Annotated in this window: 12 protein-coding genes; 1 reads left to right on the top strand and 11 read right to left on the bottom strand. The window is 42.8% G+C overall.

Annotation, left to right across the window (positions count from 1 at the left end):
- Positions 1-395 precede the first annotated feature (395 nt).
- The gene (locus tag PUW25_RS03915; protein ID WP_081872624.1) at positions 396-935 is read left to right on the top strand and encodes a stalk domain-containing protein; all 540 of its coding nucleotides are present in this window, start codon (positions 396-398) and stop codon (positions 933-935) included.
- 225 nt (positions 936-1160) lie between these two features.
- Here PUW25_RS03915 and PUW25_RS03910 read toward each other — a convergent pair whose 3' ends face one another.
- The 11 genes from PUW25_RS03910 to PUW25_RS03860 all read right to left on the bottom strand — a co-directional run bounded on the left by PUW25_RS03910 (position 1161) and on the right by PUW25_RS03860 (position 13410).
- Positions 1161-2333, bottom strand: coding sequence for a dicarboxylate/amino acid:cation symporter (locus PUW25_RS03910; RefSeq protein WP_047912897.1), 1173 nt, complete (start codon positions 2331-2333; stop codon positions 1161-1163).
- Between the two features lie 314 nt (positions 2334-2647).
- Positions 2648-3217 (bottom strand): DUF4256 domain-containing protein, encoded by a 570-nt coding sequence (locus PUW25_RS03905; protein ID WP_047912896.1) that lies wholly within the window; start codon positions 3215-3217, stop codon positions 2648-2650.
- 104 nt (positions 3218-3321) lie between these two features.
- Positions 3322-4188, bottom strand: coding sequence for a GNAT family N-acetyltransferase (locus PUW25_RS03900; RefSeq protein WP_047912895.1), 867 nt, complete (start codon positions 4186-4188; stop codon positions 3322-3324).
- 194 nt (positions 4189-4382) lie between these two features.
- The gene (locus PUW25_RS03895; RefSeq protein WP_274338122.1) at positions 4383-4727 is read right to left on the bottom strand and encodes a hypothetical protein; all 345 of its coding nucleotides are present in this window, start codon (positions 4725-4727) and stop codon (positions 4383-4385) included.
- A gap of 75 nt (positions 4728-4802) precedes the next feature.
- Entirely contained in the window at positions 4803-5207 is a 405-nt protein-coding gene (locus PUW25_RS03890) for an Imm7 family immunity protein (RefSeq protein ID WP_047912893.1), read from the bottom strand.
- 21 nt (positions 5208-5228) lie between these two features.
- Complete coding sequence (locus PUW25_RS03885; protein WP_047912892.1) at positions 5229-6377, bottom strand: WXG100 family type VII secretion target; 1149 nt, start codon at positions 6375-6377, stop codon at positions 5229-5231.
- Between the two features lie 215 nt (positions 6378-6592).
- Positions 6593-6973, bottom strand: coding sequence for a hypothetical protein (locus PUW25_RS03880; RefSeq protein ID WP_047912891.1), 381 nt, complete (start codon positions 6971-6973; stop codon positions 6593-6595).
- A 17-nt stretch (positions 6974-6990) separates the two neighbouring features.
- Positions 6991-8085, bottom strand: coding sequence for a WXG100 family type VII secretion target (locus PUW25_RS03875; RefSeq protein WP_047912890.1), 1095 nt, complete (start codon positions 8083-8085; stop codon positions 6991-6993).
- Positions 8086-8195: 110 nt separating this feature from the next.
- Positions 8196-8579 (bottom strand): (deoxy)nucleoside triphosphate pyrophosphohydrolase, encoded by a 384-nt coding sequence (locus tag PUW25_RS03870; protein WP_047912889.1) that lies wholly within the window; start codon positions 8577-8579, stop codon positions 8196-8198.
- A 231-nt stretch (positions 8580-8810) separates the two neighbouring features.
- Entirely contained in the window at positions 8811-11225 is a 2415-nt protein-coding gene (locus PUW25_RS03865) for a restriction endonuclease-like protein (protein WP_047912888.1), read from the bottom strand.
- Positions 11197-13410 carry an MrcB family domain-containing protein gene (locus PUW25_RS03860; protein WP_274338121.1) on the bottom strand — a complete coding sequence of 738 codons (2214 nt, stop codon included), beginning with the start codon at positions 13408-13410 and terminating at the stop codon, positions 11197-11199. The genes PUW25_RS03865 and PUW25_RS03860 overlap by 29 nt, the downstream gene beginning before the upstream one ends.
- Positions 13411-13532 lie beyond the last annotated feature (122 nt).

Raw genomic sequence — 13532 nt, 5'->3', positions numbered from 1 at the left:
CTGAATAGAGCGCTGCTCCAGTACATAACCAATGCAAAGGATCAGCAGACCGGGGTACAAAGTGAAGAGATAGATATGTTGTGAAGCAAGACCCATCGGGTACAAGACTCCGCCACACATGACTATTAGACCTAAAATTTGAGCTTTTCTATAAATTTTCATTTTAATCACCCTTATCATTATTAATAATAATTAGTTTGATTATTAGATTGAAATTAATCATACCTCCAGCACTCCCTAACCACTAATACCACCCTCATATCAATGCACTCCATGCATATTTCGTATTCCTCACGAATTTCTGAAAGATACAATAAAACCCTTTCACGTTCCATAATTTACATACTATGATTGGTTAATATAAACAATGTAATATAAATATTAACATCTAAGGAGTGTACATAAAGGCTACAGTAAATGGTAGTACTTTCACCTTAAATACCCCCGGAGAAATCCTCAAAGGCTCTACGTTGGTTCCATTGCGATTTGTAAGTGAATCCTTGGGAAACAGTGTAGGTTGGTTTAACAAGAGCAAAACCGTTACGATCAGCTCCGCATCCATGCTGAAGGCAAAAGTTACGAAAGTGACGGACGGAGATACTATAACGGTAAAATTGAACGACTGTACCGAGGAGAAGGTTAGATTCATCGGAGTAGACACTCCTGAATCTGTCCACCCTGATGCAGATCGCAATACAAGTGAGGGTGTCGTCGTTTCTGAATATACAAAGAAACAGCTTCTCAATAAGATGGTTATGCTCGAGCTGGATGCAGGAGAAAGAGATCTGGCACCTGGTAAGACTGTGACCAGCGGTAAGACTGCCAAGGCAGCTGCCGGCTATCTGAAATGGACGACCGCGAATGTGCATAACAATGATGAGAATGATCCAGCTGAGTTATACGATATGAATGGCAAGTTAATCAGCAAATACTAATCATTAATATCATATCAGTTCCCTCTTGAGGATTCATCCAAGATCGCTGCATAAAAATAAGAACCTTAGGAAGCCAATGCTCCACTAAGGTTCTTTGTCTTGTTAAGATGAATTTCTATCACCTGTTGTTCTTCGGATCAAGCGCATCAGGGATGAAGGAGAAACATCAAAACAGCCCAGTTTCCTGTAACAGGAGCTGAGCTGTTTTGCTTCACTATATATAGCTTATGCAGGCTCCGACTTGCTCATTCGATCCGTGATGATCGCAATTGCACCGTCACCCGTAACATTCGTTGCTGTCCCGAAGCTGTCCTGGGCAATATATAGTGCAATCATCAGAGAAGTAAGCGTCGTATCGAAGCCGAGCATGGACTCCAAGAGACCGAGTGCAGCCATCACCGCACCACCGGGAACGCCGGGTGCAGCCACCATCGTCACACCCAGCATTAAGATGAAGGGGAACATGGAGCCGAAGGTAATCGGCATTCCTGTCAGCACCATAACGGCCATCGAGCAGCTAACGAGCGTAATCGTACTGCCGGATAAGTGGATCGTCGCGCACAGCGGAATAACGAAATCAGCCACTTTCCCCTTGACTCCATTCAGCTTCGTCTGACGAAGCGTCACCGGAATCGTTGCAGCCGAGGACTGTGTCCCTATCGCTGTAAAGTAAGCAGGAATCATATTTTTAAGCAGAGTGAATGGATTCTTACGCCCAATCTGTCCTGCCACCACATACTGTATGACCAAATATAGAATGTGCAGAACGATAATCATAACGAACACTTTAATAAATACAGACAGAATCATCGTCACTTGTCCACCATACGTCAAATTGGCAAACACACAGAAGATATGGTAAGGAAGCAGCGGAATGATCACCGAAGCGATTAACTTCTCGACAATGGCTCTAAAGTCAACCATGACATTTTGCAGAGCTTGTCCCTTAATGACCGCAGCCCCAAGCCCCAATGTGAAGGCCAGCAGCAAGGCAGTCATGACCCCGAATACAGGCGGCATATCTACGGTGAAGTAAGGCGCAAGCAGTGCCTCTTCCGGATTGCTGAATGACTGGGTAAGGCTTCCCGCCTCCAGTATATACGGGTATAGCAAGGTTGCAGCAAGAAAGGCCAGCATGCCTCCTATAATGGAAGAAACATAGGCAATACCTGTCGTCATTCCAAGCAGGCGTCCTGCTCCTCTCCCCAGTTCGCCGATTCCCGGCGCTATGAATCCGATAATGATTAAAGGTATGGCAAAGCCTAAAAAATTACCAAACAATCCGCTAAAAGTGGCAAGTCCAGCAACAAGCCATTCGGGGGAGAACGAACCTACGGCAATCCCGAGCAGAATGGCAATCAATATCTTCGGCAGCAGGCCGAGCTTCTTCTTATTCATGATGTCATCACCTATTAATGTTATATTTTAATGTCCACTGCACAAGGACACTAGTCCTCTTAACGCGGAATTCTCAAAAATATATCACATAATAGTGTAATTGTCATGCCCTAAATGTATGAAATTTGAGTATTATTAAATAATTTCCCTAATTTATATTTCTTTGTCTTGTGTGAAGGTATCCTTGGACCAACAGCGTCCGCTAAAAAAAGAAACCTTGACGGCAGCATGCCATTCAAGGTTATTTGTTTCTCTGGGATTATCTGATGTTTATACATTAAAAATGCCGTTTAATGATGCTGCTCAATCCACCACTAAACTTTCAGCAAACCGCGGAAGCCTCTGGCTCCATAATAGGAATCTGCTCCATTGTGGTATACAAACACCGTATCATACCGGTAGTCGCAAAATATCGCCCCACCCAATTTACGAATATTTGGTGGCGTAAGGACCCAGCTTGATGTTTTGTTATCAATCTTTCCAAGCTTCTGCTGAAGCTCCCGGAATTGTTCTTCTGTCAGCATTTCAACGCCCATCTCAGCTGCCATGTTCACCGCACTGTTCTCTGGCTTATGCTGCTTCCTAGACTCCAGCGCTTCATGATCGTAACAGATACTTCTACGGCCTTTTGGGCTCTCTGCGGAACAATCACAGAATGTGTATTCCCCAAGCTCTGCGTCATAACCAATTACGTCCGGCTCTCCGGCAGTTCTCTCCATCTCAGATAGCGACCACAGTTTTTCCGGCTGGGTGAGCAGTCTATCTTGTACTGCGCTCCATTCGATTCCCTCATGGCGATCCATATGTTTCTCAAAACGCTTTTTTAATATAGACAGGATTTCTTCCTGTTGCTCCGGTGTTAATGTCCTCTGTTTATTTTCCATATAAATATAACCTCCAGTGCTTGTTTTAGATGATGGCTATCACTTACCGTCCTCGAGGATCTTTATTGCATGTTCTATACTCTATCTTCTTATTTCTTTCCATCTTAATCAAGAATAAGCATCATTTCATATTGATGTCCAATCGTTTCAAATCCTACTTTATCCAAAAACAGTTTCATACCCTCACACGCATCATCTACATTAATCACTCGCAGTTGCTTGCCGTTCGAATGATTCATCAATGTGCCTACTATACTCGTCGCGATCCCTTTGCGCCTGTACTCAGGAAGCACCGCAATTTGCGGAACATCGCCTGTTGCTGGGTCTACGATGCCGTAACCGATAATCTTCTTCTCCAGCCTTACGACTGCATAGACAAACTTCTTCTGCACAGCGCGAATGGAATCGATCGAATTTTGCCAGGAGGGGCTGAAATCCCACAACATTTGCAGTTGCTCCCATGTATCCGAATCAATTTCTGTCAGGTACTCGATGGCATAAGTCAGCTCTTTTGCATGGTAACGGCTCTGCTCCAGCTTATGGAACGAGAAGTTTCTTGTAATCGAAAGCCCTTGCTTTTTGTATAGCTCAAAGGCAGCTTCATTGTTCTGAAGAACCTCCAGCAAATACTGCTCCACCTGATTCCGCTTCAGCTCTTCCCGTACCGATTGGAACATGCGGCTCGAAATCCCTTGCTGTCTATGTAGAGGAGTGACGCCAGTGCCAAGATCGTATGCGGTTCGTGTCCCATTCCAATTTCTCAATCCGTTTAGGATAAACCCAACAAGCTCATGTCCAGGCTCTTTGAACGCACCGATCGAAATCTCCGGAGAATATCCTCTTCTTACAAGCATCTTTTGAAACGCTTCAAGTGATAGATTAATATTCACCTGATAATCTGAAAAAGCCTCTAGAAACACGTGGTGCAAGGTTTGAGTATCTATGTTATCTAGTGTTTCGTATGTGTACATGAGCTCAGTCCTCCTATTAAATAGACACAGATAATGCAGCAGTCTTTATGTAGGCACACTGGATCAATAAACTCATAGATCATATAAAGCAAGATTTAATTTTGGCTTCAATATCTTTGTTCATTCCGTAAACTTCAAAGTATGAAGTATCAAATGGACGAATTTCCAATTCTGCTTCGTGGTTTTGTAATCCTTCACTTTCTTCTGTTTCCGGTAATAAATGAGTGTCCCAGTCTATTTTTTTTACCTTTTTCAATTCCAATGAACACTCCGGAATGGAATTGCACTATTTTTTCCACTTTTTTGATGAGTTCATCTGTACTCAGGATTTCAGAGTAAGGCTTCGGAAACAACACCTCTGAGGGCTGAGTACTGCTACCAAACACATCAAAAGCAAACCAAGTAAGATTGGAAGTTTCATGCTGAATACAGGTTAATATTTGAGCAAGTTGTTTTCCTAAACAACCTATTTCATTTTCAAAGTACTCCCCACTTAATCTAAGTGTAAATATAGGTTCCTTTAAATAATTATCTTCCATCCTTCCTACCTCCATTCGCAATTATCCGTATACTCAGAATGCCGAAATTTTTATACGGTCATAGCTTACCAAATTCTAAAATTCAGAATCGTCGGCTACAACAGGGATTAATGGAGACAAAAATGGATCGTCTTTTTCTTGAATGCTTCCCCTCGCAAGAACGTAAACTTTAAATTCATTAAAATGTTTAGGGTGCTCATCATTAAAAACATAGAGCATTCCATATGAGCCAGGTGCAAGATCCCCTATGTTCCGCATTATTTCCACTGGATTATAATTTGAAGAAGGCTCTCGATTCCACAACCCCGTCATCCAAAGATGATATTGTCCATTTATTGCCTTCATTTCTATAACATCTACATTAGGTTGTAAACCCTCAATATACACTTCAATTGATTCCAAAATGTTTATTTCTTTTTCCTTATTCGTCTCATCGTTAGTATTTTCTAATACAACTGCCCATCCATGATATTGATACATGTTTAGCTCCTCTCTAGTCCTTTATTTTAATGAAGAGATATCGATAACAATTTCAACATTATACCTCTTTTCATATTCCTTTAATTGTCTAATTACTTTATCTGCAGGTGCAGTCTCAAAATGAAAATATGCCTTCCCACCTGTTTCAATAGAAGCTTCAATGGTAGCCTTTGCCTGTTCCCTAAATTGTGAACTCAAACTATTCATTGAAGTTTTGGTCTGACCAATATACTGTTCAGAAATCACATCAAACTCTCGACCTTTTGGATCATTATTGAATATCATTCGAGACTGTCCACCAATTTTTTTTGCAAGCAAATCTGCATTTACATCTTCCTTATTCGCTTGTTTTAGTCCACCTGAATACTGGGTATAGATACCTTTACCGCTAATGAAGTTAGAAGCAGTGTCACCCTTCCCTACAGCACTATTCTTAGAACTTCCTCCATCTCCACCCGTATCAGGTTTATGATTCGGCCCCGCCTTAATCCCAAGCCGACTAACTAGGAAGGAGCCTAACATCACACCTGCCTGTTCTCCTACGAAGTTAGCTTTTCCGGACTCATCTGCCTTCACTTGTATTTCTTTTATAAAGGCTTCACGTTCTCCTTCATCCATAACCATGTTTTTGCCCCATGCAGCGAAACCAATTACATCTTCGGCGGTCCCTACAGTTGCATTGTAAGCCATGTCCCCTAAAGTCCCGATGGGATTCTTAACTATGGCTGTTCCCGTATCCTTTAATGATTCGACTACGCTTCCTAGACCTTTTTTGAGTCCTCCTGCCAGATCCTTTGCGGTGTCTCCCACTTGATCTATGAATGATTTAGGCGGCGCGCTAATGTAATTTGTCGTACTTAGTTTAGCGAAGAGCTCCATCCGCTGTTCTCCCATAAAATCCTGCAGCTGATCCGCATCCATGAATCGAACGGCAATTCCTTTGAGTTGCTGACTGATCACATGCATACGCTCTATGGTTACATTCATCTGTTCATACGCTGTCTTAAAATCCGTTTGAAAAGCCGTTCCTCTCTGACCATACCAATTGGACATCAGCATAAAAATCTGCCGGAGAAGGTTCTCATTGATCATCTTAAGCTGGTTCGATGCATTGTCGAATTGATCAGATACCGATAACAGCACATCGATGGGAACTTTGATTCTTGTCATAAGCTACCTCTCCATTTGATAGATAGGTATAATTTTACTTATATATCACCCTGTGGAAAAGGTACCCATGTCCCTTCAATGAACACGTCGATTCATACGGAAGACCTTCATTAATGAGCATGAATGACAATGCGTGGTGCACGGCGGACGGAGTCAGTCAGTAATACAAAAAAGAAACCTTGAAAAGCCCGCAGCCAGTCAAGGTTCAAACAATTTTAGTCCATCAGAAATTCCACATTAATTCGGTCAACCTGGAACTCTACAGCTTTGCCAATTAAATCAGGATAGTTAGCAAAATATTCGTCATCGTCAGAAATAACGATCCCTGCATCAATTGAATCTTCATTAAGAACACCACGAATATAATAATTATAGCTTGTACCGATTCGTTCAAGTTCTTTTTTACTATCACATAATTCACGAATTTCTAAACCATCTAAAATCGTAAACCCTATGGAAACAGGGTATTTTTTTCCCCCTTCAACTTCATAAGGGCAGATAAACGCAAAACCCGTAAACTCTATTCCTTGTATATCGAGTGTAACTTCCTCTTCAATGTGCGGGTCTAACCCTTTAACCAGAGCTAAATACCTCATTTTTATTACCTCATTTCTTATTCCGAAGGGTTAATTACTGAAATATTCTCACCATTTATAGTCTTCCAGAATTTTTTACCACTCTGAGTGTGATATGTGGTAATTTCATTGTTATTGTTTGTTCCTACAAATTCAAACTTAGCGTTACCGTCCTTGTTATTACCCATAAATCGTACATATCCTGTTCGTATTTCATCTTTGTATTCATATTGCACCTTAACTCCATTGTTGATTACATCTTTAGCACCGTCAAGATACTCATTTGCACTTTTGTAAATTCCGCCAAATTCTCCACCATGCTTATCGTAGTGACTTTCAAGCTTAACACGGTCAGCAAAGTTAGAAGGATGTTGAACCGCCCCCCCAACATTCTGCTTAGAATTTCCTCCATCTCCACCCGTATCAGGATTATGATTCGGCCCCGCCTTAATCCCAAGCCGACTTACTAGGAAGGAGCCTAACATCACACCTGCCTGTTCTCCTACGAAGTTAGCTTTTCCGGACTCATCTGCCTTCACTTGTATTTCTTTTATAAAGGCTTCACGTTCTCCTTCATCCATAACCATGTTTTTGCCCCATGCAGCGAAACCAATTACATCTTCGGCGGTCCCTACAGTTGCATTGTAAGCCATGTCCCCTAAAGTCCCGATGGGATTCTTAACTATGGCTGTTCCCGTATCCTTTAATGATTCGACTACGCTTCCTAGACCTTTTTTGAGTCCTCCTGCCAGATCCTTTGCGGTGTCTCCCACTTGATCTATGAATGATTTAGGCGGCTCGCTAATGTGATTTGTCGTACTTAGTTTAGTGAATAGCTCCATCCGCTGATCACCCATAAAATCCTGCAGCTGATCCGCGTCCATGAAGCGTACGGCAATTCCTTTGAGTTCCTGACTGATCACATGCATACGCTCTATAGTTACATTCATCTGTTCATAAGCAGTCTTGAAATCCGTTTGAAAAGCCGTCCCTCTCTGACCATACCAATGGGACATCAGCATAAAAATTTGCCGGAGAAGGTTCTCATTGATCATCTTAAGCTGGTTAGATGCATTGTCGAATTGATCAGATACCGATAGCAGCACATCGATAGGAACTTTGATTCTTGTCATAAGCTACCTCTCCATTTAATAGATAGGTATAATTTTACTTATATATCACCCTATGGAAAAGGTACCCATGTCCTTTCAATGAACACGTCGATTCATACGGAAGACCTTCATTAATGAGCAGATAATTGTTCGACAAAAGGGATATCTGCTGGTGCAAATGAATATCCCGCCATCTCTCCTACTTGGATCCATCTATATTCATCATGATCTGATAACTCAATCGTCCCTCCTCGCATGTTTGCCTTATATGCAACAAGTCGTATCGTCACCGTATCATAAGCATGCTCATTCACAGCAAAAAAAGCATACGGCTCAATTTCGATGTTCATCTCTTCCAACAGTTCTCTTCTTAAACAATCCTCGGGCGATTCACCCGCTTCGATCTTTCCTCCCGGGAACTCCCATAAGCCTGCTTGAGATTTCCCTTCTCTTCTTCGTGCGATGAGGATACGACCATCCGTGTCTTCAATTATGGCTGCTGCTACTTCGATCATGTTGATCACCGTCCTAAATTATAGTACTACTGATATTCTACGTTACATTAATATTCTTCGCCAAATCCTCTACCTTCCGATACTACATCTCCATTAGCATTTAATAAATTCTTTGCCAACTTATAATGGCCCGCCCAGTAAAAAACACCTTGAAAGGCACGATGCCTATCAAGGTGTTATGAATAATAAAGATCAAGTCCTTACCATGGAAGCTAACATTGCTTCCCCTGCCTATTTATCCACCCGAATGTCTCTAACCTGCTGAGCCAAGTCCACCTGTGTATGATCCAGTTCCACCTTCACGGTACCCAGACGCCTCTTCTCCCGCCATTCTCTTAACTGTTCTTCTGTTTCCAGTCTCAGTTCAGCAATCTCGGTCGCCCGGTCAAAGATGTACTTGGAGGTATACAATAGCCTGTAGATTCCAAGTCCACCGGATACAATGGGCTGTGTTCGCTTCGTCCATTCCTCGATACGGAACTTCACATAGAGCTGATCCTCGGTCCCAGGTCGTGCAGGACGTTCCTTGATCTCCCCTCTTCTCATTACCTTCCAGTCCTTCACCTTGCCGACATAATGGATTCCTGTCTCTCCCGTTGTATCCGCGAATTTTCCAATGGATTGATATACTGCTATATATTCAATTTGCGTAAGTATTTGGTGATCTGCGATATTACTCAGCGGCAAATGGTAGTACTTGTATTGAAGTGAACTCTCTAATTGAGCCACTTCTCTTAACGATCCAACGAGTACATTCTTGCCCGCAAGCTTGTTTTTATAGTATCCCTGTGTACCACGTGGTCTCGTAGACCTCTCATATGCTTTTTCCGGGCTATCCATAATAATCTCTTCCAAGAACTTATCCATCAGCTCCGTCGCATTCGGCAAGAAGGGAAAGGCCCCGACGTTGACCATTTCTATGCTCTTATAGAATTTATGCTCTTGATAATTCTGCTCATCATGATATGGAAAAAGCACATAAGCACCAAACATACTACGCTCTAGCTCCTGCCCACCCTCACTGTAGACAATCGCGTCCCGATAGCGATGCATCGTATTAATATCTTCTTCCACCGGCCCGGGCTGCTTATACTTCTCATAATAATAGGAGCCTTCATAGGCAGGATCGATCCGGTACTTGGCATCAAAAATATATTTATACTCCATCGCGGAATCATTCTTCTTCAACGTAAGTACATTATCCGGTCTTTGGCCTAACGTCGCACTCCGGTCCCCACTTGGCAGCCTATTATAATAGAGCGTGAAGATTTCGCCATTCCTTGGGTTGCGGTACACCATCCTTGCGGACTGTGATTTGTCGAGTGTAAAAAACACGCCCGTCCGATTCACCTTAATCATGTCCTGCTTCAATAACTCATACTTCTGACCAAGGAGCTCGTTAATCTTCAGGAAGCACCAATACTCATACAGCTGGGCTAAATCCTTCATCGACAAACGGAATAGATCACTTTGCACGCTCAGACCCTTCATTAGCATTAAATAACTCCGATATACCTCGCGATATCCCGGCGCCATCTGTAGCACTAATGAGACCGATAACTGCTTCATCTCACCAACCTTCATAAAATCAAGCTGTAATAAACGCTGCAGTTGATTTTGAATCGAGGTAATCTTCTTATCCAGTACGGGATCCTGCAATTTACCTGATCCGCTCAGCTTTCTCTTCATCTCCTGCAGCTTCTTCGATACCCGGATCAGCACCCATCTCACAAATCGATTCTCCATTGTATCGAACTGAACCTCGCGTTTCGTTTCAAGTGCATGGGATGGATTCAGGCGCTGCCCCTGATGTGGAATAAATCCATGCGTTTCATGATGCGTCAACAGATACGGACGTTTGGCGAGAAACGCGATGTTTTCTTTTCCCGCCTTCCTGACCTTGGCTGCATCCACGATTCTCTGCTCTTTAACTAGGCTGTAATGAGGGCTCGCGTGAATTCGTTCTACGGCTTGTCTTAGCTGATCAAACACATGCTGCAATATCGCAAAGAACTCCGTTAGACTCTGATTGCGTGTCTCCTTTAACCCTGTCAGATGATAGGTCTTTCTTAAAAAATCAAAGGATAAATTATATATCTGCCGATTAATGTCACTCAGAATCATTTGGTAATCTCTTTTGTAATCCATCTTGGAAGGATAGATCTCGATTTGCAACTGGAATACAGGCTGCCCTTGCTGACGAAGCTCAAGCTCGGTTAACCCTACCTCGTTCTGAAAATTCAAAATACCTGAAAGGATCGACTGCCCGAGAGGTTTAACCGCCTGCCGTATATATAAGTTGTCATGGTAGAACGTTAGATCTGTTTCTTGTTTCTTCTCCACAACAAGCTCGTAAGCTTGTGTCTCATAGAATAATGGATAGCTCTTCTCCCCCGTCTGCCATGGAACCAACTGTCCCTGCTCAGGCGAAAAAACAAATAGGTTCTCCAGCACAAGTTCACTAGAAGAGATACTCACCTGTAGCGTGTTTGAATCCATCCAAGCTCCAGCATCATCCCGATGAAGCTGTAAGGATTCTACCGTCGAATGATAGGGCTTGCCCTGAATATAGAGGTTAAAAAGATTCGTCTCAATCCGGATCAGCTCTACACTCTGATTAAGAAAGCCAATAGGAGGTGAATCCATCTTCCTCTAACCTCCGTATCATAAAGGCAAGCTTCCGTGCAGACTGTGGATACTTCACTTCCTCGGCCTGCTGCTTACTGCCATATTTTATATATAGATCTGATGCATCATCCAAGAGATCCTTAACAGGAATGGACTTGCCAATGGCCTCCTGCATTAAGAGGAGCAATACCTTTTTGATAGATAAGCTGCTTCCTTGAATACGAGGTAGGATCTTCTGGAGTAGCTGTCCATCGAATGCATTGTCCTCTGGTAATAGCTCAAATCGCTGATTATACGCCATGTAAAAGCAGATGGAGTCCCGAATCCGGAAGCCGACATGTGAATGAATCTCCTCTAAAATGTTGTTGATCTTCACCAGTTTATCTGTCGTCGAACGCACAAGCTCTGGATAGGTGCTATACATATCGGTTAGCTGCAAATATTCGCTCCGCAAGAAAGCATTATTTGTACTTGAAGATTCAAGATTATCTATGTTTACTCCATCAGATGGAAATTGCTCTAGATTAATATAGTTGAACTCAATCGTGTTCGCACGATCCAGCACTTTTTTACTAAAAGGATGTGTTGTCTCGTCCATGTTAACTGTTCCAATCACATACACATTGTCCGGCAGAGTCAAGCCACCATATATCGATTGGTCTTCCTCTCTTAATGACTCCGGGCCAATGAGCGCAGACGTCACGATTCGCTTCCCTTGCCATTCCTGGGTTTCCATCACACTCAGCAGATCACTGAAATAATACTCCACGCGAGCTAGGTTCATCTCATCCAGACAGATAAAATACGGCTTGTTCTTATTCTCTGGTTTAGATGCCTCTACTAACACTTCCGTTAGACGCCCAGGTCTAAACACACCCGAAAGATCCTTATACCCTAACAGATCCGATGGATCACTCCAGTCTGGTCTTACCGGGATCAAAGTGAATTGTCCGTTCGTCATCGTTGCTCCCAACGCTTCTGCAAAGAGCTTCACCAGCTTCGTCTTCCCTGTTCCTGATACCCCGGCTAGAATGACGAAAGGCTTGGTCTTGAGGGACAAATAGAAGTTCTCCATCAGACCCTCTGGGTAGAGAAAGCCTTTGTGGTGAATATATTGTTTGACTTGTTCCAGTTGCTCTCGCACATTAATAGTCACTGGAGTTAGCTCCTCCTCTGGAGTAGGTTCATCTTCCCTATTTTGCAGTACCATATCTACATACTGCTTGTAGTTAGACACGAGGTTCTCGAGGTCTTTTAGGAGTACGTCGTCGTCCGGAAGCGAGTCTCTGTCGTATTTGATATAAGCTACCGTTGAGACTTGGTAATCTTGTCCCAGGCCGCTTTTTTCCATGAGATAAATATTCTCGTCCTTATGTAGTCCGTCTAGTGGGATAAGGCTACGAATTTCTTGAGTATTTTGCTTGAGGTACTCGTATCCTCTGAGCTTGCCTTGCTTCAAGGGTTCGGTGACACCTTGGATGAACGTAAGATATACAGACTGCATCTCCTCGGAAAACAGGTATACGATGTACTCACCCTGCTGAGTTGTCTGCGTAATTCGCTTGTCCATGAGTGCGATCCAAGGGATCGTGGCCCAGTTCCCCTGCCCAACGGAACCTTGAACCTTGTATTGCTCATTTAAAGATAGTAGGTTCTTCAACTGGCTCGGTATAGAGTTTCTAACTAAGCTACCTAGCGGGTGCTGCGCGAACGGCTCCGTTTTCGCTTGAAGATACGTGTTCAGGATCTGAGATAAGGCATCGTGTAAGGAAAAAGAAGACTGCGTAGTTCTATTCAGTTCTAGCTTCCTATTGTAATTGTCTAGCTCTTGCATGGCGTATTCTTTAAGCTCCTTAAGTGTGTTTTCGTTGAACCAATCTGGATTGGAGAAGGTAATGGTTTGATTTGCAGGGTCGAATGTGAGAACAGAGGATAGGGCATCGATTGGTGTTTTTAGTAGAGATTTGGTTTGGCTTAAGGTGAATTCATTCCATCCCGAAGCTCGTTGCTCTGGTGGTGAATCTACTATGTTTCCTAGCTCGCTTTCGTCTTGGAAGTATTTCAGGAACTTTTGAGCTAGTTGATCCAATGGAGCTTGGAAGGATTGAGTTTCTTCATAGAATTCAATGATGGATAGGATAAGGACCATCTTGTATGATTTTTGTTTGGAGCGGAATATAGTTGAAAGTGATTCTGGTAGCATGATAACCTCCGTGAAATGACTAGGTACTTATAGTATAAAGAAATAAAAGCAGTTTCCACAATGAATCTACGGAAACTGCTTTTATCAGCTCTATTTTTCAGGAACAAGTCGAGTTCATTATC

The sequence above is a fragment of the Paenibacillus urinalis genome, from assembly GCF_028747985.1.
Taxonomy (GTDB): Bacteria; Bacillota; Bacilli; order Paenibacillales; family Paenibacillaceae; genus Paenibacillus; species Paenibacillus urinalis.
This window is presented reverse-complemented; position numbering and strand designations above follow the sequence as displayed.